Source organism: Streptomyces sp. NPDC056347, from assembly GCF_042262625.1.
Taxonomy (GTDB): Bacteria; Actinomycetota; Actinomycetes; order Streptomycetales; family Streptomycetaceae; genus Streptomyces.
Genome location: NZ_JBHJQP010000021.1, coordinates 1 through 26,923, shown reverse-complemented (window position 1 = coordinate 26,923; position 26,923 = coordinate 1). Strand labels below are relative to the sequence as shown.

The 26,923-nt window shown below is 70.1% G+C and carries 29 protein-coding genes and 1 pseudogene; 16 read left to right on the top strand and 14 right to left on the bottom strand.

All coding sequences use genetic code 11. The features are described from left to right. Window positions 1-161: 161 nt before the first annotated feature. The 5 genes from mobF (at window position 162) to ACFCV8_RS07945 (ending at window position 6,166) form a co-directional block, all read left to right on the top strand. The gene (gene mobF / locus ACFCV8_RS07965; protein WP_376684417.1) at window positions 162-2,069 is read left to right on the top strand and encodes a MobF family relaxase; all 1,908 of its coding nucleotides are present in this window, start codon (window positions 162-164) and stop codon (window positions 2,067-2,069) included. Window positions 2,070-3,453: 1,384 nt separating this feature from the next. Continuing rightward, window positions 3,454-4,692, top strand: coding sequence for a replication-relaxation family protein (locus tag ACFCV8_RS07960; RefSeq protein WP_376684416.1), 1,239 nt, complete (start codon window positions 3,454-3,456; stop codon window positions 4,690-4,692). Window positions 4,693-4,802: 110 nt separating this feature from the next. Continuing rightward, window positions 4,803-5,087 (top strand): hypothetical protein, encoded by a 285-nt coding sequence (locus ACFCV8_RS07955; protein WP_376684415.1) that lies wholly within the window; start codon window positions 4,803-4,805, stop codon window positions 5,085-5,087. Between the two features lie 165 nt (window positions 5,088-5,252). Continuing rightward, window positions 5,253-5,867, top strand: a complete 615-nt coding sequence (locus tag ACFCV8_RS07950; RefSeq protein WP_376684414.1) for a 2'-5' RNA ligase family protein — start codon at window positions 5,253-5,255, stop codon at window positions 5,865-5,867. Further along, window positions 5,864-6,166, top strand: coding sequence for a hypothetical protein (locus tag ACFCV8_RS07945; protein ID WP_376684413.1), 303 nt, complete (start codon window positions 5,864-5,866; stop codon window positions 6,164-6,166). Before ACFCV8_RS07950 ends, ACFCV8_RS07945 begins: the two co-directional genes overlap by 4 nt. A gap of 118 nt (window positions 6,167-6,284) precedes the next feature. Here the strand turns inward: ACFCV8_RS07945 and ACFCV8_RS07940 are convergent, their stop codons facing one another. From ACFCV8_RS07940 to ACFCV8_RS07925, 4 genes are all read right to left on the bottom strand, one after another. Beyond that, complete coding sequence (locus ACFCV8_RS07940) at window positions 6,285-6,785, bottom strand: hypothetical protein (RefSeq protein ID WP_376684412.1); 501 nt, start codon at window positions 6,783-6,785, stop codon at window positions 6,285-6,287. A 126-nt stretch (window positions 6,786-6,911) separates the two neighbouring features. Continuing rightward, window positions 6,912-7,463, bottom strand: a complete 552-nt coding sequence (locus ACFCV8_RS07935) for a DUF6233 domain-containing protein (protein WP_376684411.1) — start codon at window positions 7,461-7,463, stop codon at window positions 6,912-6,914. Between the two features lie 39 nt (window positions 7,464-7,502). Continuing rightward, window positions 7,503-7,739: a hypothetical protein gene (locus ACFCV8_RS07930; RefSeq protein ID WP_376684410.1), complete on the bottom strand. Its 237-nt coding sequence runs from the start codon at window positions 7,737-7,739 to the stop codon at window positions 7,503-7,505. 114 nt (window positions 7,740-7,853) lie between these two features. Beyond that, entirely contained in the window at window positions 7,854-8,441 is a 588-nt protein-coding gene (locus ACFCV8_RS07925; protein WP_376684409.1) for a hypothetical protein, read from the bottom strand. A 174-nt stretch (window positions 8,442-8,615) separates the two neighbouring features. Between ACFCV8_RS07925 and ACFCV8_RS07920 the strand changes: the two genes are divergently transcribed. The 4 genes from ACFCV8_RS07920 to ACFCV8_RS07905 all read left to right on the top strand — a co-directional run bounded on the left by ACFCV8_RS07920 (window position 8,616) and on the right by ACFCV8_RS07905 (window position 12,313). Then, a complete protein-coding gene (locus tag ACFCV8_RS07920; RefSeq protein ID WP_376684408.1) occupies window positions 8,616-10,523 on the top strand; it encodes a helicase HerA domain-containing protein in 1,908 nt (635 codons plus the stop codon). 83 nt (window positions 10,524-10,606) lie between these two features. Further along, on the top strand, window positions 10,607-11,413 hold the full coding sequence (locus ACFCV8_RS07915; RefSeq protein ID WP_376684407.1) for a hypothetical protein: 807 nt from the start codon (window positions 10,607-10,609) through the stop codon (window positions 11,411-11,413). After that, a complete protein-coding gene (locus tag ACFCV8_RS07910; protein WP_376684406.1) occupies window positions 11,413-11,643 on the top strand; it encodes a hypothetical protein in 231 nt (76 codons plus the stop codon). Before ACFCV8_RS07915 ends, ACFCV8_RS07910 begins: the two co-directional genes overlap by 1 nt. A gap of 118 nt (window positions 11,644-11,761) precedes the next feature. Further along, complete coding sequence (locus ACFCV8_RS07905; RefSeq protein WP_376684405.1) at window positions 11,762-12,313, top strand: hypothetical protein; 552 nt, start codon at window positions 11,762-11,764, stop codon at window positions 12,311-12,313. Between the two features lie 49 nt (window positions 12,314-12,362). Here the strand turns inward: ACFCV8_RS07905 and ACFCV8_RS07900 are convergent, their stop codons facing one another. Continuing rightward, complete coding sequence (locus ACFCV8_RS07900; RefSeq protein WP_376684404.1) at window positions 12,363-12,935, bottom strand: hypothetical protein; 573 nt, start codon at window positions 12,933-12,935, stop codon at window positions 12,363-12,365. A 151-nt stretch (window positions 12,936-13,086) separates the two neighbouring features. On the opposite strand from ACFCV8_RS07900, the gene ACFCV8_RS07895 reads away from it, so the two are divergent. Beyond that, on the top strand, window positions 13,087-14,133 hold the full coding sequence (locus ACFCV8_RS07895) for a hypothetical protein (protein WP_376684403.1): 1,047 nt from the start codon (window positions 13,087-13,089) through the stop codon (window positions 14,131-14,133). 128 nt (window positions 14,134-14,261) lie between these two features. Here ACFCV8_RS07895 and ACFCV8_RS07890 read toward each other — a convergent pair whose 3' ends face one another. Both ACFCV8_RS07890 and ACFCV8_RS07885 read right to left on the bottom strand, forming a co-directional pair. Further along, the gene (locus tag ACFCV8_RS07890; RefSeq protein ID WP_376684402.1) at window positions 14,262-14,834 is read right to left on the bottom strand and encodes an HD family hydrolase; all 573 of its coding nucleotides are present in this window, start codon (window positions 14,832-14,834) and stop codon (window positions 14,262-14,264) included. Between the two features lie 14 nt (window positions 14,835-14,848). Beyond that, on the bottom strand, window positions 14,849-15,904 hold the full coding sequence (locus tag ACFCV8_RS07885) for a helix-turn-helix domain-containing protein (protein ID WP_376684401.1): 1,056 nt from the start codon (window positions 15,902-15,904) through the stop codon (window positions 14,849-14,851). A gap of 181 nt (window positions 15,905-16,085) precedes the next feature. On the opposite strand from ACFCV8_RS07885, the gene ACFCV8_RS07880 reads away from it, so the two are divergent. From ACFCV8_RS07880 to ACFCV8_RS07870, 3 genes are all read left to right on the top strand, one after another. Next, on the top strand, window positions 16,086-16,484 hold the full coding sequence (locus ACFCV8_RS07880; protein WP_376684400.1) for a DUF6415 family natural product biosynthesis protein: 399 nt from the start codon (window positions 16,086-16,088) through the stop codon (window positions 16,482-16,484). Between the two features lie 320 nt (window positions 16,485-16,804). Then, window positions 16,805-17,299, top strand: coding sequence for a GNAT family N-acetyltransferase (locus ACFCV8_RS07875; protein ID WP_376684399.1), 495 nt, complete (start codon window positions 16,805-16,807; stop codon window positions 17,297-17,299). Window positions 17,300-18,542: 1,243 nt separating this feature from the next. Beyond that, a complete protein-coding gene (locus tag ACFCV8_RS07870; RefSeq protein WP_376684398.1) occupies window positions 18,543-19,478 on the top strand; it encodes a phosphotransferase family protein in 936 nt (311 codons plus the stop codon). A 505-nt stretch (window positions 19,479-19,983) separates the two neighbouring features. Here the strand turns inward: ACFCV8_RS07870 and ACFCV8_RS07865 are convergent. The 3 genes from ACFCV8_RS07865 to ACFCV8_RS07855 are packed head-to-tail and all read right to left on the bottom strand — an operon-like array spanning window position 19,984 to window position 21,646. Continuing rightward, window positions 19,984-20,487: a hypothetical protein gene (locus ACFCV8_RS07865; protein ID WP_376684397.1), complete on the bottom strand. Its 504-nt coding sequence runs from the start codon at window positions 20,485-20,487 to the stop codon at window positions 19,984-19,986. Further along, window positions 20,484-20,666: a hypothetical protein gene (locus tag ACFCV8_RS07860; protein ID WP_376684396.1), complete on the bottom strand. Its 183-nt coding sequence runs from the start codon at window positions 20,664-20,666 to the stop codon at window positions 20,484-20,486. Before ACFCV8_RS07860 ends, ACFCV8_RS07865 begins: the two co-directional genes overlap by 4 nt. A 59-nt stretch (window positions 20,667-20,725) precedes the next feature. Further along, entirely contained in the window at window positions 20,726-21,646 is a 921-nt protein-coding gene (locus ACFCV8_RS07855; protein ID WP_376684395.1) for a DUF6192 family protein, read from the bottom strand. Window positions 21,647-21,839: 193 nt separating this feature from the next. Between ACFCV8_RS07855 and ACFCV8_RS07850 the strand changes: the two genes are divergently transcribed. Next, the gene (locus tag ACFCV8_RS07850) at window positions 21,840-22,145 is read left to right on the top strand and encodes a hypothetical protein (protein WP_376684394.1); all 306 of its coding nucleotides are present in this window, start codon (window positions 21,840-21,842) and stop codon (window positions 22,143-22,145) included. Between the two features lie 100 nt (window positions 22,146-22,245). Here ACFCV8_RS07850 and ACFCV8_RS07845 read toward each other — a convergent pair whose 3' ends face one another. After that, window positions 22,246-22,521, bottom strand: a complete 276-nt coding sequence (locus ACFCV8_RS07845; RefSeq protein WP_376684393.1) for a hypothetical protein — start codon at window positions 22,519-22,521, stop codon at window positions 22,246-22,248. A 133-nt stretch (window positions 22,522-22,654) separates the two neighbouring features. Between ACFCV8_RS07845 and ACFCV8_RS07840 the strand changes: the two are divergent. Continuing rightward, window positions 22,655-22,816, top strand: a pseudogene (locus ACFCV8_RS07840) (Scr1 family TA system antitoxin-like transcriptional regulator); the annotation flags it as partial. Here ACFCV8_RS07840 and ACFCV8_RS07835 read toward each other — a convergent pair. Beyond that, the gene (locus tag ACFCV8_RS07835) at window positions 22,780-22,971 is read right to left on the bottom strand and encodes a hypothetical protein (protein WP_376684392.1); all 192 of its coding nucleotides are present in this window, start codon (window positions 22,969-22,971) and stop codon (window positions 22,780-22,782) included. The pseudogene ACFCV8_RS07840 and the gene ACFCV8_RS07835 overlap by 37 nt on opposite strands. On the opposite strand from ACFCV8_RS07835, the gene ACFCV8_RS07830 reads away from it, so the two are divergent. Continuing rightward, on the top strand, window positions 22,971-23,357 hold the full coding sequence (locus ACFCV8_RS07830) for a restriction endonuclease (RefSeq protein ID WP_376684391.1): 387 nt from the start codon (window positions 22,971-22,973) through the stop codon (window positions 23,355-23,357). The genes ACFCV8_RS07835 and ACFCV8_RS07830 overlap by 1 nt on opposite strands. Window positions 23,358-23,592: 235 nt before the next feature. Here the strand turns inward: ACFCV8_RS07830 and ACFCV8_RS07825 are convergent, their stop codons facing one another. Beyond that, window positions 23,593-23,943: a hypothetical protein gene (locus ACFCV8_RS07825; protein WP_376684390.1), complete on the bottom strand. Its 351-nt coding sequence runs from the start codon at window positions 23,941-23,943 to the stop codon at window positions 23,593-23,595. Further along, complete coding sequence (locus tag ACFCV8_RS07820; RefSeq protein WP_376684389.1) at window positions 23,943-26,360, bottom strand: Helicase associated domain protein; 2,418 nt, start codon at window positions 26,358-26,360, stop codon at window positions 23,943-23,945. Before ACFCV8_RS07820 ends, ACFCV8_RS07825 begins: the two co-directional genes overlap by 1 nt. Between the last annotated feature and the right edge of the window lie 563 nt (window positions 26,361-26,923).

Sequence of the window (26,923 nt, the reverse complement as noted above, 5' to 3'; positions counted from 1 at the left end):
GCGGTCGCGCAGCATTTGCATGGCCCGGGTGGCGTCCGCCGGGCGGGCGCGGTGCCTCCGGAAACGCCCGCGGTACGGGATCGGCCGTGAAGTTCCGGTGAACTGTCCCGCCTCACAGGATCGCTCTTTTCCGCAGGTCAGAGCCGGTGTCCCCTGTGGGGATGCTGAGTGTCGCGAAGGTCCAGAGGCGTAACGCCTGGCGTTACTACGTGCGCGGAGTCGCCTTCGGGGACGGCCGCCGCCCGGTCGGCCAGCCCCTCAAGGACGCCCAGGAGGCAGCCGGCCTCCCACCGGGGCGGTGGTTGGGCCGCGGCCTGGCCGCGCTCGGGCTCACCGCGGGCGCGGAGGTGTCCGAGCGGCAGATGGAGCTCGTCTTCGGGCAGGGCCGGCACCCGGACGCCGACCGGATCGAGCAGCACCTCCTGGACGACGGCGCCGACGCGGCCACCGCGCGGCGGGCGACCGTGCTCGGGCAGCCGATCGAGGAGATCGAGGCCCGCAAGCAGACCCCGCTCATCGCTCTGGACTTCACCTTCCGTCCGCAGGCGTCCTTGCACGTGCTGTGGGCGCTGGGAGACGCCCACACGCGCCGGGTCATCGAGCGGGCGCACGAGCGGGCCATCGACAGGGCGCTGCGCTGGCTCGAGGACGAAGTCGCCGAGACCCGATGGTCCTCCGGCCATGGCCGCGCGAAGACACCGGCCCTCGTGGTCGCGGCCTGGAGGCACTTCGAGAATCGAGATGGCTTCCCGCTCCTGCACGAGCACTGCCTGATCCTCAACCGCGTGCAGCGCCTGGACGCTGACGGTGATCCGGTGTGGGGCGCGCTGGACACCTACCGTCTCTACCGGCACGTGGTGGCCGCCGGGACGCTCTACACCCTCGCCATCACGACCGAGGTGTGCGAGGAGCTCGGGCTGGCGACCGTGCCCCGGGAGGTGACCCCGGGCCTGCGCCCGGTGATGGAGATAGCCGGTGTCGACTCCGAGCTCATCGACTGGTCGGCCACCCGCCGCCAGCAGATCGAGGACGTCCTGGAGGGCCTCACCTACAAGTACGCGCAGAAGCACGGGCGGCTGCCCGGCGAGAAGGCCCGGGAGGGCCTGGGGTGGTGGGCGGCGCAGGACACCCGCCGTGAGAAGAAGACCCCGCGCCCGCTGGAGCAGCTGCTCGTGTGGTGGAAGGCGTCCGCGCTCCTGAAGTTCGGCCAGCAGATGGTCGACGGGCTCCTCCAGCGCTGCCGCGCGGCGGGTGCGGCGATCCGGGCCCGGGTCGACCCGCACGTCGATGTCGTCCTCGCCGCCGTCGACGTCGCCGCGGTGGTCTTCACCGTGCGCGGCAGGTTCGCCCGCCGCCACGTCCTGGCCGAAGCGCGCCGACACCTGCTGGAGACCCTGCGCGGCCGCGAGGTCACGCGCGGCCTGGACGACTACATCGCCAGCCGCGCCCTGTCCGACCACGGCCGCCAGACCACCGATCCCCAGCCCGGCCGCCGGGCCCCGGCCGCCGACCAGATCTTCTACACCGCCGACTTCCCCGAGCCCGACCCCTGGTTCATCGCGGGCGCCGGCGGCAAGCCGCCCCGGGAGTCGTCCCGCTACGAGCGGGCCCGGGTCGCCAGCCTCGCCGTACGCAACGCGATCCGCGCCGCCCGCACCACGGCCGCCGGGCAGGCCGACGCCCCGGCCGCGACGTCGGCCGCCGCGCACACCGGCGAGCAGCACCACGATCCGGCGTCAGCCCCGCCGCACGCCGTCGACCACCCCGGCCGGGACGCCACCCCCACCCCGGCGCAGCGGGCCGCCGCCATCCACGGCCACCAGCAGGCCGCGATGCCCGAGGAGTACCTCGGGGGCCGCACGACCGACGCGGGGACGTGGCTGCGCACGCCGAAGAACCTGGAGCGGCTCGCCGCCTTCACCCGCGCCGCCGATGCCCGCCGCCGCGCCTACGAGGACAGGAAGCCCCCGGCCGGGCCCGAGGCCCCCGCCGCCGACGGCCGCCGCCAGGAGCATGAGCAGCAGAACCGGCAGCCCGGTCACGGCCAAGGCCCCGGTCCCCGGCCGTGACCGCCCGGCGGGACGCAGATCGAAGCCACCGCGCGCCCGCGCCGCCGCTACTTCTGGTGAGTGGACACGGCGGACCCCACCGCCCACCCGGTGGGCGATGGGACCCCCGGAGAGTGGAGCCCACCGCGAGGCTCCACCCGAGGGAGTGGAGTCCACCATGAAGCGCACCGGGCGGGAGTGGGCTCCACCGGGACATCGGGTGGACTCCACTCCGGCGCACCCGACCGGCAGGCCGCGGGCACCCGCCACCAGCCCCTCAGCATGTGACCTGCCGCACAACGGGGGTCCGTATAGCGCGCATTCCGGACTCCGGGCAGATCGCGGTCAAGGGGTCGTGTGATACAGGAACCCGGCTCCGGCCGGGCTCCCCTTGGTGACGGGGCCGCACACCGCACCGGGCCGCACCGTACGGACCGGTGCGCACCACCAGGAACGCGTGGCGCACCGCACCACCACACCGGTCGCGCACCACCGCCCGAACGGTGCGCGCACCGACCGCACCCGCACCGCGGTGGTGCGCGCACCACACCGCACCTCCGCACCGGCGAAGCGCACCGAGCGCACCGTGGTCGCGCACCACCGCACCGGGAGTGGACTCCACTCGGTGGACTCCACCGCACCCGCTGGCCGGACGGAGCGGACTCCACTCGATCAACGGCATCGGGTGGGAGCGGGTGGCATCGTGATCGCGGTGGGGGAGCGGACGCCATCCGATCCACCACCCACGGTGGGCCACCCCCCTTGTCGATCTCTGCTACCTCCGACATCACCACCGAAAACGGGCGGCGCCCGGGGGAGGTGAGATCTCCGTCCCCGGGCGCCGCCCCGGCCGGCCCGGCTCAGGCCGTGGCTCCCTTGGTGCGCCGGCCGGGCACCCGCTGCGCCCGGCCTGTCGAGCACACCCTCGGAGTCGGGCCCTGTGGACAGAGGACGCGCACGCGGAGACGGTGCCACCGCATGTGGCGCTGGTCACGGACAAACCCGCACGACATGGGGGTGGTCAAGGAGGAATCGGGCACCCGTGGTTGCTGACCGTCAGACGACGGTCAAGGGGTGCTTCCTCACGGTGGCCCCGGCCCGTGCGCACGTCCGCGTGCGGGCCGGACGACTGCCGACCCGGCCCGCAGGCCGGGGGGAAACCGAGGACACCGTGCCCGCCGACCACACACCCCGCCCCGCTCAAGCCCTTCGCAGCGTGCCCGGCCAGGCGCCCGCCAGCGACCTGGACCAGGTCCCGCAGGCCCCCTCCACGGGCCCCTCCAGCGCCCCCTCCACGGCCACTTCGCCTGACCGGCGCGTATCCGCAGGTCAGCCCCGGAAGTCAAGGCCGGACGACGCGTTCGACAACCCTTCTAGGTCGACACAGGTCTGGAAGCCGACCGGAGTGCGACGCAAGGAAGTGCTGAAGGCTCTGGGGATCTTCCAACGGGCTACCGCCGATCAGCTCTGGCGGATGCTGCGCCCCACCGACCGGCACGACCGGATCACCAGGGACACCCTGAACGCACTGAAGAAGACGGGCCTGGTCCGGGTGGAGACGCGACTGGAGTCCGGACATCAGCTATGGGTGCTCACCGAGAAGGGCCACAAGGAAGCCAAGGTGCTGCTGTCGAAGAACGTACGGGTCTCCGCGCTGCGCAAGCTGGAGTACGACGACGAAGGCCAGCCGGTGGAATCCGACGGCTACGACGAACACGCCGCCGCCGTCACCTCGACCGCCGCCGTGCTTACCGGGGCCGGGTACGGCACCCCGCTGTCCTGGCAGACGGAGATCGCCCACAAGCTCCCGTACGGGTACACCCAGTACGCCGACCTGACGATGCGCGCGCCGGACGCCGGGGTGCCCGCGATGCTCCTGGAGGTCGACCGCGTCACCGAGCCCGTCGACGACTTGGTGGACAAGCTGCGCCGGTACACCGACTGGTTCGAGCTCCTGGCGCCGAAGGCCGACCCGATCAAGGAGAAGGCGGCCAGGGGTGCGGTGGTGCACGACTTCCGGCTGTGGTCGCGGATCTACCCGGCGACCGGCCGCGAGGGCTATCCGCCGGTGGCGTTCGTGTTCACGGGGAAGACCGCCGCGCAGCGCAAGAGCCGGATGCGGCGCCTGGAGCAGGCCGCGCGCCGCTACTTCGCCGGCACCCCGTACCCGTGGGCCGGGTTCACGGCCGTCGACTACCACCAGGCGGTGCCCGTGGTCGTCACCGAGCTGGAGCGGATCACCGCCGACCCGGCCGGGGCCGCGGGGAAGGTGTGGCGCAGGATCGGGCGTCAGGAGTGGCAGGCGCTGTCCGAGGCCCTGGACAACCCGGACGGCGAGCGGCTGTACCGGGTGCAGGAGGAGCAGAACCGCCGGCGGCAGGCGGAGCGCAAGGCCGCGGAGCGCGAGGCGCGGCGGCCGGTGTGCGCCCGCTGCGGAACGAAGTTCACCGACGAACGCCGGCAGTCGGTCATCCAGACCTCGTGGCGGAGCGACGGGGACGACCTGTGCGGGCCGTGCTGGCAGGAGGACGTCGACCGGGCGGAGGCTGAGCGGGTGGCGCACCGTGAGGCGGAAGAGGCCGAACGCGCGGCGGCCGAAGCGGAGGCGAAGAAGGGGCGCGGCCTGTTCGGGCGTCGACGGTAGGCGCAGGACGCGACGCTAACGAATCCGGTCCTCTACGTTCCGCCCGCTCGGTCCCGCGACCGCGTCTCCACCCGGGAGACCGGCGCGACCGGGCGGAAAGGAACGCCACCATGCCCCTCATCGAGCCCGGCCTGTCCGTACGCAACGGCTTCGCCGAAGGACCGCTCGCGGATGCCGCGCTGTCCCGCGCGGCCCGCGCCGCGCAGCTCCTCGACGACCTCCAGGAGCAGGCGCCCACGCTGACCGACGCCCAGCTGCGCGACGGCGTGCACCGGGCGCTGCTCCGCTACGCCCAGGAGCAGCCGCCCGCCTGCCGGGTCGACAGCCTCACCGCGCTGATCCGCCGCGGGGTACGCATCGACTGGCCCGTCCCCGACCGTCTGCCCTGCGCCTGACGCCTGCCGGGCGGGAGGACCCTGCCAAGCCCTCCCGCCCGGCAGGAGGGGCCGGACTATCTGGCGCGAGTCCATCCTTGAACCTGATGTTCCTTGGCGAATCCGGTACATGGGGTGCGTGGAAGGTGGCAGGCTCTGGCGAAAGATCCGGGGGAGAGGATGCGGGTGGAGAACTTTTTCGAGCGGGTGGCGAAGGCATGGCCGGTGGGGCGGCGTGACCTGCACTGGCACATCCTCCCGGCGGCGAGCGAGGCAGACGAGCTGCTCGCGTCCTACCCCGAGACCGTGTTCTCACGGCCGGGGCTGAGCCGGGTGCCGAGTGAGTGGCTCCATTGCACCCTCCTGCACGCGGTCGGCCTCTCCGCCGCCGACGTCGACGTCGGCGCGCTCGTGAGGGACGCGCGCGCACACGTCCAGCAGATGGAGCCGTTCACGCTCACTTTCGACAGACCGGCCATTGGCCCCGTCGCGATCGAGATCAGCGGCTGGCCCGGAACGCCGTTCACCCGCCTGGTGGGCAGCATCACCCAGCTCACGCAGGAGCAGCACACCGCCTTCCAGCCGGCGGCCAGCCGCTACCCCCACATGTCCATCGCCTACACCGGTCCGGGCTCCGAGACAATCAACCCCGTCGACCTTCGGGAAGCGCTGGCCAGCATCGAGGAGCCTCTGTCGCACACGGTGCGCGCTGACCGCATTCACCTCGTGGAGCAGTGGCACGACGGCGCGACGATCAAGTGGGAGCCGATCGCGTCGATTCCCCTGAAGGGTTCCGCATGAGCTTTCCTGGCACTCGCCCGATCCATGGCGACCGTGTTGACCTGATCGCGGCGGGAACGTCGTTCACCGCGGTGGGCGCGATCACCGTCCAAGGGGTGCTGAAGGACGGGCGGGGGTTCGTCGAATTGGTGCTGCCCGATGCCGACCCGCAGCAGCGCCGGGATCTTGAGAAGGTGGCGCAGTTCCAGTACCGGCTGTACCGCGATGGCGCACTCCTCTACGCCTCGCCGCCACTTCAGGTGAGGGACATACGCCGGGCCACCGACGACGGAGCCCTCATCCTCACCGGATCACCCTGACCAACAGTCGCAAGCCCGAAGACGGACTGCATGCCCAGATCCGGTTTCCGTGCGGGTCGCGAGCGGCGCGGGTTGTCCTGGCACTGCGCGCAGCGACCAGCGGCCGATGGCCCACTTCCTACTTCGCCGGGGTCGGATCGGGGCTCCTGTCGATCAGGGCCACGACCGCGCCGGGCAGGGCCGGCAGGAGCGCGCACAGCAGCGTGATCAGGGCGGTGTGCCAGATCCACCACGGGACGGTCTGAGGGTGCACGGCGGGGATCATGCCCCAGTGAACGCCGTAGAAGACGATGCCGTACGCGGTCAGGGCAGGGGTGTCGATCACGAAGTGCCGATCCGTTCGGAACGGCAGAAAGCCCGACCAGACGACGACCACGCCCAAGAGAAGGACAGTCACCGGAACGGAGGCGCCGCGCATCCCCTGATCCCGTTCCAGCCAGTCGTGCAGCTGGGTGCCCGTAACACCCAGCGTGGCCAACAGGCCGAACATGCCTAGCATCGCGAGCGGGAAAGCGGCGTGAGGCTCGATGCGCTCCAGCAGTTTCATCCAGCGTTCGTCCCAGTCCAGCTTCTGCCCGGGCTCGTCGGTCTCCCCCAGCTCGGTGGCGACGTCGGTCATGGTCTGCTCCCCTCCAGGCGGGCACGGGCGGCCGCGCCCGAGCGGACCGTACGGGCAGCGGGAGGCAGGCGTCCGAGAAACTGGAGCGCGTGATCCTTACGGGTGAGTGGAGGGTCGGACGCAGTGTCAGGAGTCGGAGATCTGATCGAAGCCACGCAACAGCGGTGTCAGTTCCTGAGCGCACCCGCACAACGTGCACAGCCGTGTCCCGGGGTTCTCCGCGACGTTCAGCGCGTGCTCCACATCGAGCAGCGGCGCGCCCTGCGGTGCCTCTTCGCAGTCCGGCGCGTGCAGCACACCACGGGCCGGGCCCCGGCCCTCACGCACCTTCGCCAGCACCCAGCCCGAAGGCCGGTGGTCCCCGAGGACCTCGCGGACCACCGACCCCGGCGACGGCTCCAGGTGCTCGGTGGCGACCTGGTCGTAGTCGACGCCGTCGACCGGCCGCACATGGCCGGGAGCCCGGACCCACACCCGGTACTCCGCGGCTTCCACGCCGCCGTCCTCAAGATCCCGGTACGACGGCAGCCCCACGAGGTACAGCCAGCCCGTCTCGGTCTGCCGCCGCTTCCACAGCCGCGCGACGACTTCCTGTTCCGGGTGCCCGAGTACAGGGTCGGCGGGCAGCACGACGCGCACCGGCACCGGCCTGGCCGCGTCATCGGAGGAAGTGGTCACGACCCCACGGTAAGCACCGCCGCTGCCGGCTGAAGGACGTCACCGCTCGGGCAGCTTGCGGCGGAGACCGTCCATCGACTTCTTCACGTCCTCGAGCTGGTCGCCGAGAACCCGCATGCGCCACTGCACGTGCTCCATCCGCGCGGACATCGCCAGCGCGGCAAACGTCTGCGCCAACTCCGCCGCACCCGCGTGGCCTTCCTGCGCCTTCTTCGTCCAGCCGACGGCCATCCGCTCGTACGTTGTAGCCCGCTGGGAGGCATCGCCCGCAGTCATCGTCGTCCCCCTCCTGTAGATCAATCAGACTTTCCGTTGTACCGGCCGCGCCGTCGGCAGGTGTGCGGCGAGAAATCCAGGCCGGAACCATTCCAGCCCGGGGTTCGTGTCCGGTCAGTCGGTCGTCGGCGGGCCGATGCGCAAGGACCAGTCGCCGGTGTATTCGTCCAAGTCGATCCGCAGGGGCTCCAAGGCGTCGGCGTCGTGGACATCGGCCCGGATGATGCGGCCGGTGCCCAGGTGCAGTGAGACCCGAAGCTGCCGGCCTATTCGGTTGGGCACATCCAACCCAATGAGCGGCAGCGACACCACAGAGCCGGCCTTGAGGACCAACGGCAGCTCGATGCGCTCAGCCTCGTTGCCGACCTGCACCGGCGCCGCGAAGTGCACCGACGGGCTGAACAGCATCTGGGTACGCCGTGCCCTCTTCCAACCCACGCGCTGAATGGCCCGCAGCCGCCACAGCGCCCGCTTCAGGCGATGGCCGGGGATGTCACGCCAGACCGAGTAGCCGACGATCGTCACGTCCAGGCGGCCGACGTTCGAGACATCAGTGCGCACCCACCACCGGCCTTCCCGCTTGAGCCGGGTGGATAAGACCTCCACCCGGCCGCCTGTGAGGTGGTGACTCCACATCTGCCAGCCCAGGCCGCTGGCCCCGGTGACGGCACCGAAGATCGCCAGCGCATTCGTCCAGTTCATGATCGGAGCGTAGGAACCCTCACCACAGCCGTCCGGTGATCGGCCGGATCAGGCCCGATCTCAGCGGAATCTGTCCACAGGGTGATCGCTCTAGCGTCCGTGTCCGGCGTGGGTGTCCGCTTCTCGCGGCACTGTTGCGCCCCCGCACACCCGGCACGAAGGGCGTTCAACAGCATGGCACAAACCAAGTTCGACAAGCAGCTGGAGAAGGAAGCTGACTCCCTCGCGCGCGGAATCGGCAGGGTCCTGGCCGGCCGGGACCTGGACGGGGTGAAGCGCACCGACGCCACGTTCTGGCGCGCGGGCACCCGAGTCCTGCCGAAGGTGGAGGGCAAGGTCCGGCGCCGCTCCTACAAGCCCGGGTGGCACCGGCTGTCCTTCCGCCTCGCCCTCGGTGCGGGCGTCGCGGAGAGCGGCTACCTGGCCACCCAGGACCTGGACGCCACCGTGCGGACCGTTCAGGAGCTGTGGGAGAACCGGGAGGCGGCGCTCGCCGCGCTGGAGCCCGGCGGGATCGGCGCGGCCTCCGTCCTGACCATGGGCAGCGCCGCGTACATGGTCCTCACCCGTGAGCGCCGGGAGCTGATGCGCGAGTGGGTCCAGCCGCTGCACGACGCGATCCACCGGCCGCTCGGCCTGGCGGAGCAGACCGACCCGCGCCGCTACCTCCACGTCCCGAAGAACTTCAGCGACGACGACGCGGAGATACGCATCGACCTGCCCCGGCATCTGGGCTTCTCCCGCGACGTCGTCGCCGACCTCATCACTCAGAAGCTCGCCCTGGAGGGCGTGACGTTCGACTGGCACCCCGAGGGCCGCAAGCCGTACGTGCGGGTGAAGAAGACCCGCAAGCCTCCGGCGAAGGTCCTCTTCAAGGACCCCAAGACGCGGGAGCTGGTGGCCAAGGCCAAGGAGTCCGCGCCGATCATCGGGTTCGGTGCCGGCGGGCAGATCGTCTCCGTCGACCTGGACGCGGAGTCCCCGCACATCCTGGTCAACGCCTCCACTGGCGGCGGCAAGTCGGTGACCCTGCGGTGCATCGCCTGCCAGATGCTCCACCACGGCTCGCTCGTCGTCGTCCTGGACACCAAGCGGATCTCCCACCCGTGGGCGTCCGGCCTGCCCGGCGTCACCTACCGCCGCGACATCGCCGACATCCACGACCAGCTCATCGCCCTCGGCATGGAAGGCCGGCGCCGTACCCGCGTCGCCGACGACCTGGGCATCGACGCCGACCCGAAGGCCATCGGCCCCCGGCTGCTGATCCTCCTCGAAGAGGCCAACGCCACGATGAAGATGCTGGCCCGCTACTGGGAGAAGATCCGCGAGTCCGGCGACCCGAAGGGCTCCCCGGCCGTCGACGCGCTCAACGAGATCCTCTACATGGGGCGCCAGCTGCGCATGCACGTCCTCCTGGTCGCGCAGTCCGCCACCGCCCGCGCCCTCGGCGGGCCCGAGGTCCGCGAGCAGTTCTCCACGCGCATCCTCGCCAAGTACAGCGTCAATGCCTGGCGGATGCTTGCCCCCGAGGTCTATCCGGCGCCGAAGTCCACCAAGCGCCGCGGCCGCGCCCAGGTCGTCTCGGGCGGGTCCGCGCGCGAGACGCAGGTCCTGTTCTTCACCGAGGCCGAAGCCCGCGAGTGGGCCACCACCGGCAAGCCGGCCGCCGACGGCTCCGCCCCGGCCCCGGTGCAGCTGCACAAGCCGCCCGCCGACACCCCGCCCAGCACGGGCGAGCTCCCGCCCGTCTCCGAGCCGCCCGCGGACGAAGGCCGGTCCGCTGACGCCCGGAACCCGGCTCCCCCGTCCGGCGAGCTCGCGGCCGACGCCACGGCACCGCCGCCGGCGACCCCGGTCCCGGCCGTGGTCGACGAGGACCAGGCGGTGGGGCTCCGTGAGGCCGCCGAACACCACCTGCCCGGCATCACCCTGGCCGCGCTGCGCTTCGCCCGCGCCAACGACCCGACCTTCCCTACCCCGGTCGACAAGCGCGGCGCCGAACTCCTTTACCGCGCTGGCGAGCTCAAGAAGTGGGCCCGCAACCGGCCCCGCGCCGCCACCGGCACCACCGACCTCGACTGAACGGCCCAGGCCGCTCCAGCCGACACCACCGCCCGGAGAACACCCAGCTCACCAGGCACAGCACAGAAAAGGAACACCCCGCCATGTGGAAGACCAAGCAGAGCATCGTCCCGCAGCAGCTGCGCCTCACCGACCCGGGCGTCCGCGAGCAGCTCGAAGGGCTGCCCGCCTCTCAGGTCCTCATCGGCCGCAGCACCGACGGGCAGCCGCTCTGCGTCGACCTGGACAACGAACCGCACGTCCTGGTCTGCTCCGCCTCCGGCGGCGGCACCTCCACCGCCCTGCGCACCCTGGCCGCCCAGTTCCTGCACCACGGCGGAGACGTCCTGGTCCTCGACACCAAGCGCATCTCCCAGACGTGGGCGCACGGTCTGCCGGGGGTGACGTATCGCAGCGACATCGCCGATATCCACGACGCCCTCATCGGCCTCCGCGCCGAACTCACGCGCCATGTCGACGAGCACGGCGAAACCGTCGACCTGCCGCACCTGGCGGTGGTGTTCGAGTCCGCCGGCCACACCCTGCGCCAGCTGGCCCGCCACTGGGACAAGGTCCGCCAGGCGGGCGAGCCGAAGACGTCCCCGGCCGTGAACGCGTACGAGGAACTCCTCTTCGCCGGGCGCGAGGCCCGCATCCACATCCTCGCCGGCGCCCAGAGCTACAGCGCCGCGCTGGGACGCGAGCAGTTCTCCACCGTGCTCCTGGGCCGGGTCACCACCCCCACCTGGAGCCAGGCGGCCCCCCAGATCGCCACCGTCCCCAAGGCCAGCACCCACCCGGGCCGCTTTCACACCGTGCAGCGCTCCACCGCCCACCCCACGCAGGTCCTGCACCTGAGCGAGACCGAAGCCGCGGCGTGGGCCGCCGTCCCGCAGCCCGACGCCAGCTGATGCCGAACCGGCCGGACCGGGCCCTGTCCGGTTCGGCCGTCCTGGCCCGGGTCTCCGCTACCACCTGGCAGCGCCTCGCCCCGCTCGCCGACCCGGCCCCGAAGCCGAGCAAGCACCGGGGCCGCGGGCACGTCATCCAGCACGGCGAGGCCCACACGACGCAGACGATCTGGATGACCGACGCCGACGTCGTCACCTGGCTCACCGACCCGGACGACATCCAGAGCTGACCCGAGCGCCGGACACACCACAGGCCCCGGGGAATCAGCCATGACATCCCCGGGGCCCGGCTCTATGGGGTGTGGCGCTGCCTGCAGTCGGAAGTCAGGCGGAGCACAATACGGGGTCGTGCACACTAAGCCCTCTGAAGACCTTCGCGATCAGGAACTCACCGAACTGGGCCGCTATTTCACGCCTGGCGAGGCTGTCCGCGCCCGCGCTCTGGCCACGCAGCTCGGCACGTTCCTCCTGCACCAGCACGCCAAACGCCTTCGCAAGCTCAGCGCGCGCTTCAGCGACCGCCCCCGCAAAGCCGCGGCACTGAAGATCTGGCTGGCCTCCCTCTCAAAGGAGAGACAGGGCAGCTTCGCCGAACTCGCCGCCTTCGAAGCCGCCGCCCTGGTCCTTCCCGCGAACGTCGACAGCGCCCACTGGTACAGCGGGTGGAAGATTCTCCAGGACTACCCGGGCTCGACACCCGACAGTCTGTGCGCTCAGGCCAGTGAACTGGAGGGCCTGTACGCCCAGGCGGTGCTACGCCGCAGCAAGGGAGCACAGACCGGGGAACAGGCCCTGGAGGGCGAGGCATCGGTGACGGAAAGGATGCCGGGGCGCAGAGGTTCGCGTTCGGCCTCCAGGCCCGTCACGACGCTCGCTACCTACGAGCCCGCCGGGAGGTGACGGAAGGGAGGGACGCCGACATTGGCGTCCCTCCCTTCCGTTCTGCGGCTCACGCGGTGGCCGGCTCCGGCACTTCGAGGACTTCGGCCACCCGGCGGGCCATCGCGGCCACCTGCGGTGGCAGATAGCTGTCCAGCGAGTCGACGTCGTCGCACAGCTTCGCCTTCAGCCCGTGCAGGCACGCCTCGGTGAACAGCTTCTGCGGGTCGTCCTCCAGCTGCTTCGCCTGTTCGGCATGAGTCCGGCCGCTGTGGAACTGCATGCTGGGCCAGCTCGCCGCCTCGCCTACGCTGGCAGGCGCGTCCTCTCCCAGCAGACCCGCCAGATGCGCCCACTCGCCTTCGCTTGGTCCCGCGGCCCGGTCACGCTGCTGGAAGAGTTGGAGATACGACTCCAGCGTGTCCTTCGACGTGCCGGTGCGCTGGCTATACGCGGCGATCAGCATGGCCAGCATGTTCATGGTGTCCGCTGCGTCCGTGGCCCGGTAAAGGGTCATCCGTTTCCAGGTGTGGGCCTGGTCGGGCTCGGTGTACCGCAGCACCTCCCGGCAGTTCTGCACGCCCTCGGAGACCAGCTGGTGGATCGCCCGGCGCAGCGGCTCGGGCATAGGGGGGAAGTCCATGCCCCGCACGGTAGGGCTGCCGCGACCCCCACGGCCGTACGTGGGACAAGCCGCATCCCCGCCTCACTCGGCCAGGCCAATCCCAAGAGCAGACCATGCCCTGTCAGTACCGTTCACTACGCTTCAGCCAGTACGTCGCGAAGGGGACGAAATGGCCAGCAGTAAGATCGATCAGCGTGCGATCGAGAAGCACGTGAAGGAGATCAACAAGGCGTACGAGCGGGCCTTCAAGAAGTACCCGATCACCGTCCCCCTGGGCAGCAGGGGATTCACTACCTCGGCCGGAATTTCCGGCGTGGGTGTAGGCATCGAGCAGGACCCGCAGTTGGTCCGCTACCTGATCTGGCTGGGCCAGCTGCCTGAAAGCCGATTCGGGAAACAAGGCGACTACGCCGAGCACTCGGGCACGCCTCCGGAGGACGTTGCGGTCCTGGCCGCCGAGCTGGAACGGGACGGCCTGGCCGATGCCATGGGCTCCTTCGGCTTGCCCGACTGTCACAGGGTGACCGCCGACGGACGAGTAGAACTGCGCCGCCTCGCACGACTGCGCAGCGCACCCGCCGCCCGGCACCGCTACGCCACCGACGCCTTCCTGCGCTGGCTGTACGCCACCGCACACGACCAACGCCCCGCGAGCCCGGCCGCCTTTCTGGACACCGACGAGTCGCACTTCGCTGGCGGCGCCCTGTCGGAAACGGAACTGGATTACGCCCTGGCGCGCCTGACGAACTCCGGACTCGTCGAAGAAGCCAACACCGAACCCAAGACCGTCACCATCACCCTTGACGGCATCGACTGCGTACTTTCTGGAGCGACCGTGAGCGACTACCTCAACCGAACCCGCCCTGGCGACTACTACAGCATCAACGGCACCAACATCGTTGCCGGATCCCAGGGCAAGGTCGAGCAGCACAACCACAACCACGCCTTCGACCCCGGCGTCATGCGCGAGTTCGCGGCCCTGGTCCAGCAGCTCGCCCCGACCTACGGCCTCGATCCTGTGCAGCAGGCCGAGCTCATCCGCGACGCCGAAGTCCTCGATGAGGAAGCCAGCAGCGAGACCGCCCAGCCCGGACGTGTCCGCGCGGCGTACGACACCGTTATGGGCCGACTGACCCAGATCGGCGCCGCATCGGCCGCCCTGACCACGACCATCCAGCAAGGACAGCAGGCGTACACCGCGGTCTTCGGCGGGTAGAAGCCGCGCGTGCCGACGCAGGGTGACCGTGGTGAAGCAAGGCACGAACGGCGGCGCCTCAACAATCGGACGCGGAACAGCACGAGGCCCCCGGCGCTGCCGGGAGGCCTCGCTGCGGACGGTGCCGATTAGGGCAGGAAGTTCTTCTGCCACTGGAGCGAGTCCATGCTCAGTGCGGCGTCGGCCAGGGCCTTCGCGGACGGGGTCTTGAGCGATGCGAGGCTGGTGTCGATCCAGTTCTGGGTGAGGCTGTAGCCCTGTTCCCGGTACTCCACCGCCTGGATCAGACATTCGAGCTTGTCGGCGTCGCGGGCGACGATCGCCTCCGGTGTTTCGGCGGCCTCGTACTCGTCGACCGCGCCCTGTACCCCGCTACGGACTGCCGGGTGGGCGTTGGCGACCTGGTCGGCGGTCACCTCGCTGTTCGGGGCGGCCCTGATGTACTTCCGGCCGATGTGCGCGATATCCCCGATCCGGGTCTCCTGGGAGTCGTGGAACAGGCACATCAGCGCGACCCGCGCCGGGTCGGCGCCTTCCATCATGGCGAGCACCGAGCCGATCACCCCGACACGGAAGGAGTGCTCCGCCACGGACTCGGGGGCCTTGTTGCCGGTGAACCACCAGCCGGTCCGTGCGACGCGCTTGAGCACGCCCATCTCGGAGATGAAGCTCGCGGTGCCCCTGGTGGTGTCATCAGCCATGCGGTCCTCCGGTGTCAGCGTTTATGGTCGAAAACGTAGTGGACATGAGCCAGTTCGCGCCGAGATCTTCCCGAGAGTGCTGCCCCGTCCAGGAGCTGACCGGTCCGCTCGCGCAGCGGGCCGGCCAACTGCCCGGCCGCCTGCGGCAGCCACGGGAACGCGATGAGCAGCGCCCACAGTGAGTGCGCGTACAGGTCGACGTAGCCGGGCGCGAGGTGCAGCCCGCGGGCCAGGCCCCGCAGCAGGGTCACCGGATCCCAGCCCGACAGATCCCGGTCCCGCATGAACGCGTCGTTGGGCTGCGGCAACGCCAACGCGCCCAGCCACAGCGCCCAATAGTTCAGGTTCGCGGCCTCAGCGGTGTCGTCGTCGGCCAGGGCGCGGTCGATGAAGTCCAGCAGCGGCTGCGGATCTCCGAGACGGGCGAGCGCCGTGGCGGTGGACCGGGCCTCCGCCCAATGCGGCGTCCAGCCCCGCCGGGCCAGCACGTCACGACGCCGGTGAAGGGTGTGCGCGGTCCACGCGGCCGCGTCCGGCCCGTGGTCGTACGAGGCGAGGTAGAGCGCCTGGCGGTGCAGCAGCACCCCGCCTTCGCCCTGCCGGGCCGCCGCCTCGGTCGTGCCGCGCAGATGGTCGAAGAACACCGTCCGGTCCGCGGCCGCCAGCCGTGGTGCGACGGCGACCGGACCGCGCCGGGGCCGGGGTAAGCGTCCGGCGAGCGCTGGCGGAACCGTGCCGTTCAGCGCCCAGGCCAGCATGTGCGCAGTGTCCCGGGTGTGCACCCACCCGGCCAGCGGGTGCGGCCCGCCGACCTCGCCGACCAGCCCGGTCGCGATGATCCGGTCCGCGTCCATCGCCGCGTCCAGCCACGGCACCAGCGCCACGTCCGCACCGAGCGCCGGCAGCCGCCTGCGCAGCTCCAGCAGCGCCCCGGCCCGCATGTTCGCCAGCGGGCGCCGCCCAGACTCCCAGCCCTGCACCGTGTCCACGTCCACGCCCAGAACCTCCGCCAGGGCGGCCTGCGTGCACGGGACCGACTCGCGGATCAGACGCAGCACGAAGCCAGTCACCACACCTGCTGACATTCGTCGCGGCCTGCCCATACCGGCCTGCCCCCTGACTGCCCTGCACACCCAAACCCGTACTCACGGTCAGTCCTACCGCATCGGGTCCTCTCATACGGTCAGGATGCGGTCGACGTCCGACAAACGAGACCGTGCCGCCCGCGACCCACGACCCGGCGAGGCACCGATGAGCAGCACACACGTGGTTCTCCACGACCCCGAAGGACGCCTCGAAGCGGAACTACCCCTGGACCGGGAGCTCCACAAGGGTCTGGTCAAAGCCGTCCTGGGATGGACCGGCGACCCCGGCCTGCCGCCTGCGGACCTGAAGCAGATCACGCTGCTGCTCACTGGCTCCGCCCGCGCCGTCGCCGCCGACGTCCGCCGCGCCGCGGACCTGTTGCCCCAAGACCACGCCGCCCGCGTCCTCGCCGACGTCGTCCTCGAGGAAGCCGACCGACGCCTGTCCGTCCCAGCGGAGGGCACCGCGCGCTGTACCCAGCGTCACGCCCGCCTCGTACGCGCCCTGTACGAGCGCCTGGACCGCCTGGTCAGCGTTGCCCCCGAGCCAGCCAAGACCCCCTGAGACCGCCGCGCACCCGGACGGGACCAAACGACCCCGGGTGCGCGGCGCGCGGCAGGGCACCACACCCGTTCCGCCCGGACGGGGCGAGTACCACTGGAGCCTGGGCACCTCCCTTTTCTGGTGCTGGACCGGCCACTGCCCCGTCGCCTACGACGACACCACCGACCGACTGGAGAAGCTGGCTGCCATCGCCAAGGGCACCACCCACCGCGCCGCGCGTGGTCCGGCCGTGGCCGTTCCCCAAATTCGAGAAAGCCATCACTGCGTGCCTGGCACCCAACCCCCGCCGACCGGCCCACCGCGAAGGAGCTGACCGCCGCATGGTGACCCTGCGCCCCCTGGCCCTCGATGACGCCCCCGACCTCACCCGCATCTACAGCGGCGCCTCCGTCCGGCACACCACCGGTAAACCCCTCACCCTCGACCAGGCCCAGGAGAAGATCCGGGCAGCCCTCGCCCGAGCCGCCGAAACCCCGCGCGCCCAGTGGTCCTGGGGCATCCTCCACGAGGGCGACCTGATCGGCCTGATCGCCCTGCGCCGGCGCACCCCGGTCATGGGCACCATCAGCTACATCCTCCGCGAGGACACCTGGGGCAACGGCTACGCCACCCACGCCGCCCAACAGGTCACCGCCCTCGCCTTCACCACCGCCGGACTGACCCGGCTGGAGGCCATGCACCACCCCGACAACCCGGCCTCCGGCCGCGTCCTGGCCAAGGCCGGGTTCACCCGCGTCGGCACATCCGACCGGTACACCGAGGACGGGTCCACCGTTCCGTACGAGCTGTACGCCCTGGAGAACGACAGCATGTAGCCCACTTCAGCGCGAGCGCGGCGCGCGCCGGCCGCGGCTTCGAACGCCCGCCCGCCACCCGTCGGTGCGCCGCGCCGGGCCGGGCCTCCCGATCCGTTGCCTCTACGGTGACCAGCCTCAGATGAACCCTGTCAGCCTCCAAGTCCACCTGCGGAAGATCGGCGTCCCGCCGCAGCGCGGCAGGACCTCCGCGATCCGCCAACTCGTCCTCCAGGCCCCGGCCCCGTCATCGCGAAGGCTCTCGGTTACCACGACAAGACAGCCCCCCCCGCCTGGTCACCGAAGCCGGAGGAACCTGGGCCCGATACACCCCCGGCGACCACTCACGGTGACGCGAGGACCGACCTCACCGAGGGAAGAGTACGAGGAGCACCCCAGTCGGTTGAGCTGCACATCATCCCTGCTCGACGCCTCTGTCTAGCAGGCCCAGAACTGAGTACAGCGAGATGGAGAGGGTCATCCATACGACGAAGGCCCCACCACCGCAGAGCACTGCACGTGGCACGCTTCCGTCCGCTGCCCAAGACAGCACACCGGCGATGACTGCGACTAGCAGGGACAGGACAGTTGCCAGGGCGACGAGCAAGAGGCGCGTCAAAGGTCCGGAACTCAACGGCCGACATCCTTCTGTGAGGGTGGCCGTTCCGAGACATGCCGTCTCAGCCCGACCACCGAAGCACGATGGTTGGCTGAGACGGTGTAACCCCTGGGAAGCGGCGGACCGTCACGGGTCCGCGCAGCCGCGAGGTCACGCCCTCAATCAGTTCTCGGATGATAAGTGACTCCAGGAGAGCACGCCAGAGTGTGGTCAGAGCGAGGATCATCGGCCGTCGCCCAGGGTGACCGCAGGGGTGACCCTGGCAGGAAGACGTGGCACTTCAACATGCGAGCCCACCAGTCCCAAGGCCGTGTGGGGCTGGCACCCTCCCGCCGCCCTGCGTGCCGCCGGGGCCGATCACCTCCTGCCCGAGCCCGCCAGCATTGGGCCGTCCCTGCTGCACCACCTGCCCCTAATCGGCAGCACATGACCCAACCGGGCCACTACAGTGAAGGGGCGCCCCGACGGGCGCCCCTTTGCACTTCTGATTCAGAGGACACAGGCGAATGCGCGTGATGCGGCGACGAGCGCCCGGCGTCGAGCTGGAGCACTGAGGACCTCGTTCCTCAGCCCGACTCGCGGTCCGGCTCGGCGCGCACCCCATCCCCCCGCCACCCATTCCCCGGACCTCTGAGAGCTACCCCGATGCCTGTACCGCCCACCAGCGGCCGTCTGCAATGGACCGACGTCCCCGCGCTGCTGCGCGCCTGCCTCGAAGACGCCCTCGGCTCGCCCGTCACCGACGCGGTCACCCCGCCCGGCGGCTTCGGCCACCAGCTCGCCGCCGCGCTCACCCTGGCCGACGGCACACGGGCCTTCGTCAAAGCGGCCCCCGACGACGACCCGCTGACCGACGCCAACGTCCACGAGGCCGCCGTCCTCGGCTCGCTGCCGCCCGGCGCCCCGGCCCCGGACCTGCTGGGCATCCACCGCGCCGCCGACTGGACCGCCGTCGTCATCGCCCACCTGGACGGCCCGCACCCCGACCTCTCCCCGCCCTCCGCCGATGCCGAACAGACCTGGGCGCTGCTGGACAAGCTCACCTCCAGCCCCGCCCCAGCCTCCTACACCGCAGCGGTGAACAGCACACCCTCCACCACGGCGGCCCTGCACGGCTGGGACGAACTGCTCGCCGATCCGCCGGCCGACCTCGCCCCCGCCGCCCGTGACCGCCTGAAGCAGCTCGCCGAACTCGAGGCGGCCTGGCCCGGCCTCGCCCACGGCGACCGCATCGTCCACGGCGACCTGCGCGCCGACAACATGGTCCGCGACCACCACCTCGGGGTGACCTTCGTGGACTGGGCCCACGCCACCACAGGCCCGGCCTGCATCGACACCGCCTCCCTCGCCCCGCAGCTCATCCTCGCCGGACACGCGCCCGCCGACGTCGCCCGGCTGCTCCGCGATCACCCCGCCACCGCCAGCAGCCCCGAGACCACCACAGCGTTCCTCGCCGCGCTCACCGGCCACTGGCACCGCAACGCCCGCCAGCCCGCACCCCCCGGCGCCCCCGGACTGCGCCCCTACCAGCACCGCGCGGCGGCAGCCGGCCTCGCGCTCCTCAGCTGCCGCCTGAGCTGAACCGCAGCTGTCCCGCCCTCGTGCCAGTGGCTGGTTGGCCCCGTATCAGCGACGTCTGACCAGCCACGACGAAGGCAATCACCCCACGCTCCGTACCGTAGTTGGCGAAGGGGGAGCGGCCCGAAGATCCCAGAGCCTATAAGCACTCCAGTGCGATGCCGCCGCGCCGGTGAGGCGGCCATTCTGGGGCCGAACACGCCGCGCACGCCACACTCGTCGGCCCGGTGCTGATCGCCGAGATCACGGCACAAGAGCGCGGGGGCACCCGGTGCGCCTCGTCCGGCTCCGGCTGGATGCCGCAACCACGGATATCCCGCCCTTCAGTGCGGTCCAGAGCGAATCAGGTGGCCGCCTCGCGCAGGAACGTGGTGTGCGTTCGACTCCTGCCGCCAGCCTGCCGTGCGCAATATTGACCCCGGGTTGCGGGGGCCGGTTGCCGCGGTGACTCTCGACGTTAGCGGGTCGGGCCCACCCTTGCTGTGGGCCCGACCCGTGCGCTTCGGGTTCAGCGCCGTTTGGTGGCCCCCGACGTCTTGCGGCCCCTTGCCGATGACGTGGATGCCTTGGGTTTCTCCTGTATGGCCTTTGCTGCGGCGTCCGCCGAGAATCCTGCCTCGTCGAGGAACTTCATCGCACGGAAGATGTCGTCGCACGTCTTGAGCAACACCATGATCGACAGGTCACTCTGGGCCTCCGGCGGGAGATTCGCGAGGGCGCACTTGTAAACGCGCACGACCGACTTGTACAAGCTGTGCAACCGGGCCGATGCGTAGAGCTTGTTCATGTCGACGTTGTTCGTCGCCGCATAGTGGCTGTGGACCAGGACGAACCCGGTCTTCTCGTTCCCGCACTGGTAGTCCCGGATCCACGCCTTGCCCCGTTCGAACTGGGCGGGCGTGTTCCGCCCCATGGCCTCCTCCCGAAGAAGGCCGCCGTCACCGGCACCGACCACCCGATTCCATATGTCCTCTCCACTGTCGTGCGCCGCCTGGCGGCGCGTCGTCGTCATAGCTGCTCGCCTTCTTCGTCCTTGATGCTCGTCATGGTGTAGCGACCGTTCCGGACGATCTTCGTCGTGCTCGGCGGCGGGTGGTCGCGGATCCACGTCTTGCCCTGCTCGAACCGGGTGGGCGTGAGCCGCCCCATGGCCTCTTCTCGAGAAAGACCGCTGTCACCGGCCTTGGCCACCCGGCCAAGGATTTCCTCGCCAAGGTCGCACGCCTCCCCGCGGCGCTATGTGGCCACGGTTACTCGCCCTCTTCGTCCTCCAGCAGGCTCGCCAATGCCTTGTCCATGTCGGTACGGCCCGTCTTGACGGCGCTCTCGCACCAGTCGAGGAGCATCCGCGCTTTGTGGACGTTGTCGAGTACCGCGGCCTTCGTCTCCTCGTTGTAGTCCTGGGCGTGGATCTCGGGGATGATCCGCTGCAGGGAGACGAAGAACGACGCGAACGCCCCGATCAGTCGCAGAATCTCCAGAGGCGCCTCCTTGTAGTTGACCAGCGGTTCCTCTTCCTCGACGAACTCCTCGACCTCCTCGGCGTCCTCGGCGGGCGCGAGCTCGGCTTCGGTTTCGAGCTCCTCGTCGACCTGCCGCCAGTGCTCGCGGTGAGCTTCCCGCAGTATGTTGCGCGACCGCGGGTCAGCCACTACTCGACTGCGAACCTCGGGCCGGGTGATCATCTCCTTGACGACCTCGGCCGCGTCCTCGTCGCTGTGCAGGAGCCGACGGGTCCTGGCCAGTCGCTCCTCCTTGTTGCTCGGGGTGTCAAAGTTATGGTTTGCGACCTTTTGGGCCTCATTCTCAGTCCAGCGGTTCTCTTTCGAGATCGGGTCGTACGGGTCCTTCTGGATCATGATGTAGCGGCTTCGGACATAGGCGAGCACCTTGTGGACGGAGTAGGAGACGTCCGTGCGGCGCTTGTCCTCGGGCCACTGCTTCGCGATCTCGTAGTGGTTTCGTAGCGTCGCCGAGTTGATGCCGATCTGGTGCGCCAGCAGCTCGACGACCTCGCCGACCTCGCCCCAGCGCCGGGGATGGCCCTCCAACGCTTCGATCACGAGATCACCCAGCGAGAACTGGATGCTGGACTTCTGCTTCACCAGCTTCCGGCCCTTGCGGACGATCGGCTCCCATTCGGCCTTCGTATAGCCAGTGGGAAGTGTCATGGTTGCCACGAGGAGCCTCCTCACCCGTGAACACGATCGAGCTGACACCCGGCCCGCTGCCCGTTCCTGGGCTGTGGGAAGCAACAACACCCCGCGACAGCCGCGAGTGCCACCTACAAACAAATCTACCCCCGCCGAGCACTACCACGATCTGAACAGTGGCTGTCGCTGCCGTTGGGACGCCGAGAGAGGGATGCTGGAGTCGACGATCCGGCACGGCAGCAAGGAGGCGTCCTCGATGCACGACTCTCCCGCGATCAACGACATCGACCCCGCCGTCTGGGAAGGCATGGTCCGCCAGGGAAAAGCTCTCGTGCAAAAGCAGCAGAGACTACGACTGGAACTCGGCAACCTCGTCCTCGAGGCTCTCGGACCTTGCTCAGAGGACGACGAGGATCTCCTGCTCTTCGCTCGCCAGGTCGGCATGACCCCTGCCACACTCTCCTCCCTCGCGAGGCTCGCTGCCTCCTCCTGGCCACCCGAAGCACAGCCCTTGTAGCAGCGAGCTGGTGAACCTGCCGTACCCCCTATGCACTCGATCAAGAACCCCGCGGCGATCCACGCGATGTTCGCGTGCCAGCCCGCGAGGCATCACCCTTTCAGCCGTTGTTCCAGGTAGCGCCCGAGCCGGTGAACGAACCGGACACACCGCTGTCGTCGGACCAGACCCAGAAGTCGGAGTGCTGGATGCCGTCGGCGCTGACGCTGGAGTCGGCGCCGGCCAGTCCGGCGCCGTTCTGGTTCGCGACGAACTGCCCGTTGCCCCAGTTGGCGTCGAGGCCCTCGTCGGCCGAAGCCAGGCCGGCGCAGCCGATCAGAACCGGGACGGCGAGGGCGCCGACGGCCAGGGCTCGCGTGAAAGTGCACATACGCATAGGAACCAACTCCATGAGCGAGGAGTGCACAGACCCCAAACAGTATCTGTGTGTAGTTGATCCAATACTCTTGGTGGTCGATCTGTAAGGGGAGCACGCTGGCCGCTCTCCACCTGCGCGGCGCGGTGACGACGTCGCCGCGCGCGTCGCCCGCTCCCGGTTCCTCTACGAGGGCGGCCACCGCTACGTCGTCCTCCTCGAGGAGTCCGTCCTGCGCTACCGCACCGCCGGCCCCGAGGCGATGCGCGGCCAGCTCCGTCACCTCCTGGCCGTGATGCCGCTCGCCTCCGTCAGCCGGAAGACCGCGGTCTCCAGCCGCCCGCCTTCGGCCAGCCCTCCCCGGCGCTGATCGCCCGCGCCGACCGCGGCTACGCCCGCTTCCTCGCCGCCCAGACCCCGGACGCCGACCTCGGTGACCACGACCAGGACGACGACGCGGCGGGCGCCCAATGAGCGACACCCACGTCGTGCTCCACGACCATGACGGCCTGATCGAGGCTGAACTGCCCCTGGACCGCGCCCCGCACGAGGCCCTCGTCACCGCCGTCCTCGTGTGGAAGGACCCGGACCTCGCGCCCCGCGACTACGAACAGATCGCCCTCCAGCTCACCGGCCACGCCCGCGCGGTCGCCGCCGACGTCCAGCGCCTCGCCGCCGCCCTGCCCAAGAGCGACGGCCGCGGCGCCCTCGCCGAACTCATCCTCCGCGAAGCCGACGGCCGCCTGTCCGCCCCGCTCAACGGCACCGCCCGCTGCGTCCAGAACCGCGCCAGGATCGTGCGGTCGCTCTACACCCGACTGGACCGCCTCACCGAACCCGCCCCGGCCACCCCGTAGTTCGCCGGGGGAGCACCCCGAAGATCCCAGGACCTACACGCACACCAGTGCGATGCTCGCGGCTCAGAACCCCCGGGCATCGCACCCCAGTGCGTGTAGGTCCTGGGGACGGTGCCGCTGGCCCCGGGCAGCGAAGAACCCCGAGCGCCCGTGCGCTCGGGGTCCTGTCGCTCCTCTCGCCGCCGCTCACCAGTCGTCAGGTGCGCTGCCCACCCACGCGATCGGCCGGCTCTCGCTAGTGCGGCCCCAGTGCGGTTCCTCCATCGAGGTCTCGTGCCCGTCGGGCAGGACACAGATCCGGCCCCAGCGGCCGTGCTTGCCCGGACAGAGCCCGGCGAGCCCGTCCGCGTAGCCTTTCCACCACGGCGTGGTCGTAGCGGTCCTGGAACGGCTGGAGACGGGCGCACAGCTCCATACCGAGCTCCGTCTCCGCCGCCTCCACCCGCTCCCGCGCCTCCTGGACGCCGGGGTCGGACAGCACGGCCGAGATGACGTCCTCCGCCTCCGCGAAGGCCCTGGTGCGGGCGTGCCGCCGCCCGGCGTCCTGCACCCGTTGCTCCGGGGCCTCCTGGTCGCTCGCGCCCATCACGCTGCTCCTTCCGTGGCCGCCCACTCCAGCCCGAGCTCGGCGAGCGCCTGGAGCTTGTCGACGGTCAGTTTGGCCCGGCGGCTCTTGCTGTTGGACAGGAACACTCCGAGCTTGACCTCCGTCCCGTCCGGCAGCGTCTCTACGTGGCCCCTGGGGACCTTCACGGAGCCGGTGCGGGCCTTGTACTGCGCCAGGGCCGCCACACCCTTCTCGAAGGCACTCAGCGCCTTCGCGGGCACGGTCGTCCCCGCCCCGGGCGGGAGCTCCGGGAGCACGGTCACGGGGAGCGGGGTGACACCGACGGCCTCCAGGCGCTCGCGCTGTCCCTCCGCCAGGGCAGCCCACACCTCGGACTTCCTCTGCCGGGCCAGCCACTTGCCCACGTCCATCCCGTGCACGGTGAAGCCGGGCAGGACCTCTGCCGGGCCCTCCTCGTCGCGTACGAGCTCGCGTAGTGCGGCGTAGTGCCGCTGCCACTCCGCCGACCACGACGGGTTCCAGTCCCCGTCCACGGCCTCCAGCGCCGCCTTCCACTCCGGGTGCCCGTCCAGCGCACCGGGACGACGCAAGTTGGACAGCCACTGCCCGATCGGCCGGTCGAGCATCGTCGCGGACCGGGGAGCACAGAGCGTCCAGTGCAGCTCGTAGTACGCCTTCGCGGCCTCCAGGTTCTCCTGGAAGCGTTCGTCCGCGACAGACCAGACCATGCCCAGCTTCTCCAGCCTGCGGGCACGAATGCCGGTCATCTGCCCCGCCCCGTACGCGCGTCGCTGCTCCGCGACCCAGGCCCCGAGCGGGAACGGGCCCTCCTTGTGCCCGTACGGCGCCCGGGCGTGCCCCTCGCGGTCGACGAAGCGCTTGAGGGCCGCCCAGCCGCGCGCCCAGTCCTGCCGCTCCGTGTCGATCACATTGAAGCTGACCCAGTTTGCGACCATCACCGGATCACGCGGGGCCGCAAAACGCAGCAGCAGACGGGATTCTTCCTCGCCGTCCTCGGGCGGCGGACCGATGTATTCGGATGGCTGCACCATGTCCTTCTGCGGCTCCTGCGGAATCGCCAGCAATTCCACGGCCTCTTCATCGTGAGCCCGCAGACCCTCAAGAACTTTCACCAAAGGCCGGTACGAACCGGAGGTGAACATATCCTCCGGCGATTCACCGGGCTGAAGGAAAACCGGCACGATCAGAGAAGCGAGCTTTTTCTCTCCGGGCTTCTGACGCAGCGCGCGGCCGATCGCCTGCACGATGTCGTGCGGCGCCCCCTTGGGGTCCAGCAGCGCCACCGAGTCCACGGCCCGGATGTCCACCCCCTCCCCAAGAACACGGCAGTTGGAGAGCACGGCCCGCCGGGCGGTGGAGCCGAACTTGCCCAGCACCTCCCGCCGGCGCTCCGGGACGTGTTCCCCGCACAGCCAATCCGCCCACACCGTCGCCGGGTACTTCTCGGGCTGGTCGGCGTGCAGCCGCTCGGCCACGCGCTCCAGGCCCTCCGCATACGCCTGTGCCTCTATCGTCCGGTGGTGGAAGGTGATGCACGTCGACAGGTTGTGCTGCTCCATCGTGTGCAGCAGAGCCGCCTGGAGGGCGCCCAGGCGCTCCCCACGGACCTTCTCGGTGTGCCGCTCCTCGCCCATCAGACGCTCCGGGGTGACGACCGGGTCCTTCAGCTCCAGGACGATGATCTGATACCGCGCCAGCAGCTTCCGCGACACCGCTGACGCCAGCGAGAGCTTGTAGAGGACCGGCCCGAAGACCTTCTCGTCGTCCATGGAGGCCGCCATCTCGCGCGGCAGCGGGTCGCGCATCCCTTCGGCGACCTCCCTGTTCAGCCGCTCCTCCCAGATCCGCGGCGTCGCCGTCAGGTACAGCCGGCGGTGCGCCGGGATCTTCGTCTGGTCGTGGATGTCCGCCCACGCCTTCCCCATCGACCCACTGGTCCGGTGCGCCTCATCGACCACCGCCAGGTCCACCGGGGCGAGCTTCTGCCCGTAGGTGCCCTCGAATGCCTCCGTGAGCACGGGCAGGGAGTGGTAGGTGGCGTAGATGGTCACCGGCCCCGTGGAGTGCCACAGCGCCAGCTGCACCGGGTTGGTGGTGCTCCGCACGCCCAGGTGCCACAGCTCCGGGTCGTCCAGCGGCGAGCACACCATGACGGCCGGCCCCTTGTGCCCGGCGCCGCTCCACGCCTTCACGGTCTGCGCCAGGAGATCCAGGGTCGGCACCACCACGAGAATGCGGCCCTTGGGCACGATCCGCTTTGCGGAGGCCGCCGCGATGATGGTCTTTCCCGTTCCGCACGCAGCATTCACCTGCCCGCGCAAGCCATTCCAGGGAATGCCGCCCGGCGGAATATCAAGGCCGCGCACGATGGCGGCTACGGCCTCAATCTGATGTTCACGCAGTTTCACGGCCATTCCCGTATTCTCCTTTTCGCGGAATGCGACGCGTAATAGGAATGAGAGTCCGGCGCGATGAGTGGCGAGCCGGGGTGATGGTGTCTGGTACCAGACTCTACACATCCAACTTCCGTGATGCATCACTCACGCGACAGCTTCCCCCTGGAGACTGATACTTGGCTGAATATTGCCCCGCACGTACAGTTCATGGGGTATGCTGGCCGGGTATTGGTAAACGTGAGCGGCCGGTTTCGAGAGTGGGGGAGGGGTTCGGGTGGAGCGCAGCGGAGCCCGTCACTGCGGGTGGGCCGGCACTCCGTCAGACCGATGGTCCGTCACTCTCATTGCGGGGCAGTGGGCAGGAACCCCAGGCCCTACACAGTCCCGCGCGTGATGCACCTCCCCTCATAGCCAGCCTCGGTGATCGCGCTTGCGCGGTCGCCTCCAATTCGCGCTTGCGCGAATTGCATTCCGTCCGGAATTTCGTTTACGGAATTCCATTCCGGCGCTTGCGCCGGAATCCGAATTGCGCTTGCGCAATTCGCGCTCTATGCCCCGGCTTGCCGGGGCATATCCCGCTC

Excerpts from the sequence above, each read along its gene's own strand:
- mobF (WP_376684417.1), top strand. The coding sequence starts at position 162 with ATGCTGAGTGTCGCGAAGGTCCAGAGGCGTAACGCCTGGCGTTACTAC.
- ACFCV8_RS07955 (WP_376684415.1), top strand. The coding sequence starts at position 4,803 with ATGCCCCTCATCGAGCCCGGCCTGTCCGTACGCAACGGCTTCGCCGAA.
- ACFCV8_RS07945 (WP_376684413.1), top strand. The coding sequence starts at position 5,864 with ATGAGCTTTCCTGGCACTCGCCCGATCCATGGCGACCGTGTTGACCTG.
- ACFCV8_RS07940 (WP_376684412.1), bottom strand. The coding sequence starts at position 6,785 with ATGACCGACGTCGCCACCGAGCTGGGGGAGACCGACGAGCCCGGGCAG.
- ACFCV8_RS07930 (WP_376684410.1), bottom strand. The coding sequence starts at position 7,739 with ATGACTGCGGGCGATGCCTCCCAGCGGGCTACAACGTACGAGCGGATG.
- ACFCV8_RS07925 (WP_376684409.1), bottom strand. The coding sequence starts at position 8,441 with ATGAACTGGACGAATGCGCTGGCGATCTTCGGTGCCGTCACCGGGGCC.
- ACFCV8_RS07920 (WP_376684408.1), top strand. The coding sequence starts at position 8,616 with ATGGCACAAACCAAGTTCGACAAGCAGCTGGAGAAGGAAGCTGACTCC.
- ACFCV8_RS07915 (WP_376684407.1), top strand. The coding sequence starts at position 10,607 with ATGTGGAAGACCAAGCAGAGCATCGTCCCGCAGCAGCTGCGCCTCACC.
- ACFCV8_RS07910 (WP_376684406.1), top strand. The coding sequence starts at position 11,413 with ATGCCGAACCGGCCGGACCGGGCCCTGTCCGGTTCGGCCGTCCTGGCC.
- ACFCV8_RS07900 (WP_376684404.1), bottom strand. The coding sequence starts at position 12,935 with ATGGACTTCCCCCCTATGCCCGAGCCGCTGCGCCGGGCGATCCACCAG.
- ACFCV8_RS07895 (WP_376684403.1), top strand. The coding sequence starts at position 13,087 with ATGGCCAGCAGTAAGATCGATCAGCGTGCGATCGAGAAGCACGTGAAG.
- ACFCV8_RS07890 (WP_376684402.1), bottom strand. The coding sequence starts at position 14,834 with ATGGCTGATGACACCACCAGGGGCACCGCGAGCTTCATCTCCGAGATG.
- ACFCV8_RS07880 (WP_376684400.1), top strand. The coding sequence starts at position 16,086 with ATGAGCAGCACACACGTGGTTCTCCACGACCCCGAAGGACGCCTCGAA.
- ACFCV8_RS07875 (WP_376684399.1), top strand. The coding sequence starts at position 16,805 with ATGGTGACCCTGCGCCCCCTGGCCCTCGATGACGCCCCCGACCTCACC.
- ACFCV8_RS07870 (WP_376684398.1), top strand. The coding sequence starts at position 18,543 with ATGCCTGTACCGCCCACCAGCGGCCGTCTGCAATGGACCGACGTCCCC.
- ACFCV8_RS07865 (WP_376684397.1), bottom strand. The coding sequence starts at position 20,487 with ATGACGACGACGCGCCGCCAGGCGGCGCACGACAGTGGAGAGGACATA.
- ACFCV8_RS07855 (WP_376684395.1), bottom strand. The coding sequence starts at position 21,646 with ATGACACTTCCCACTGGCTATACGAAGGCCGAATGGGAGCCGATCGTC.
- ACFCV8_RS07850 (WP_376684394.1), top strand. The coding sequence starts at position 21,840 with ATGCTGGAGTCGACGATCCGGCACGGCAGCAAGGAGGCGTCCTCGATG.
- ACFCV8_RS07845 (WP_376684393.1), bottom strand. The coding sequence starts at position 22,521 with ATGCGTATGTGCACTTTCACGCGAGCCCTGGCCGTCGGCGCCCTCGCC.
- ACFCV8_RS07830 (WP_376684391.1), top strand. The coding sequence starts at position 22,971 with ATGAGCGACACCCACGTCGTGCTCCACGACCATGACGGCCTGATCGAG.
- ACFCV8_RS07825 (WP_376684390.1), bottom strand. The coding sequence starts at position 23,943 with ATGGGCGCGAGCGACCAGGAGGCCCCGGAGCAACGGGTGCAGGACGCC.
- ACFCV8_RS07820 (WP_376684389.1), bottom strand. The coding sequence starts at position 26,360 with ATGGCCGTGAAACTGCGTGAACATCAGATTGAGGCCGTAGCCGCCATC.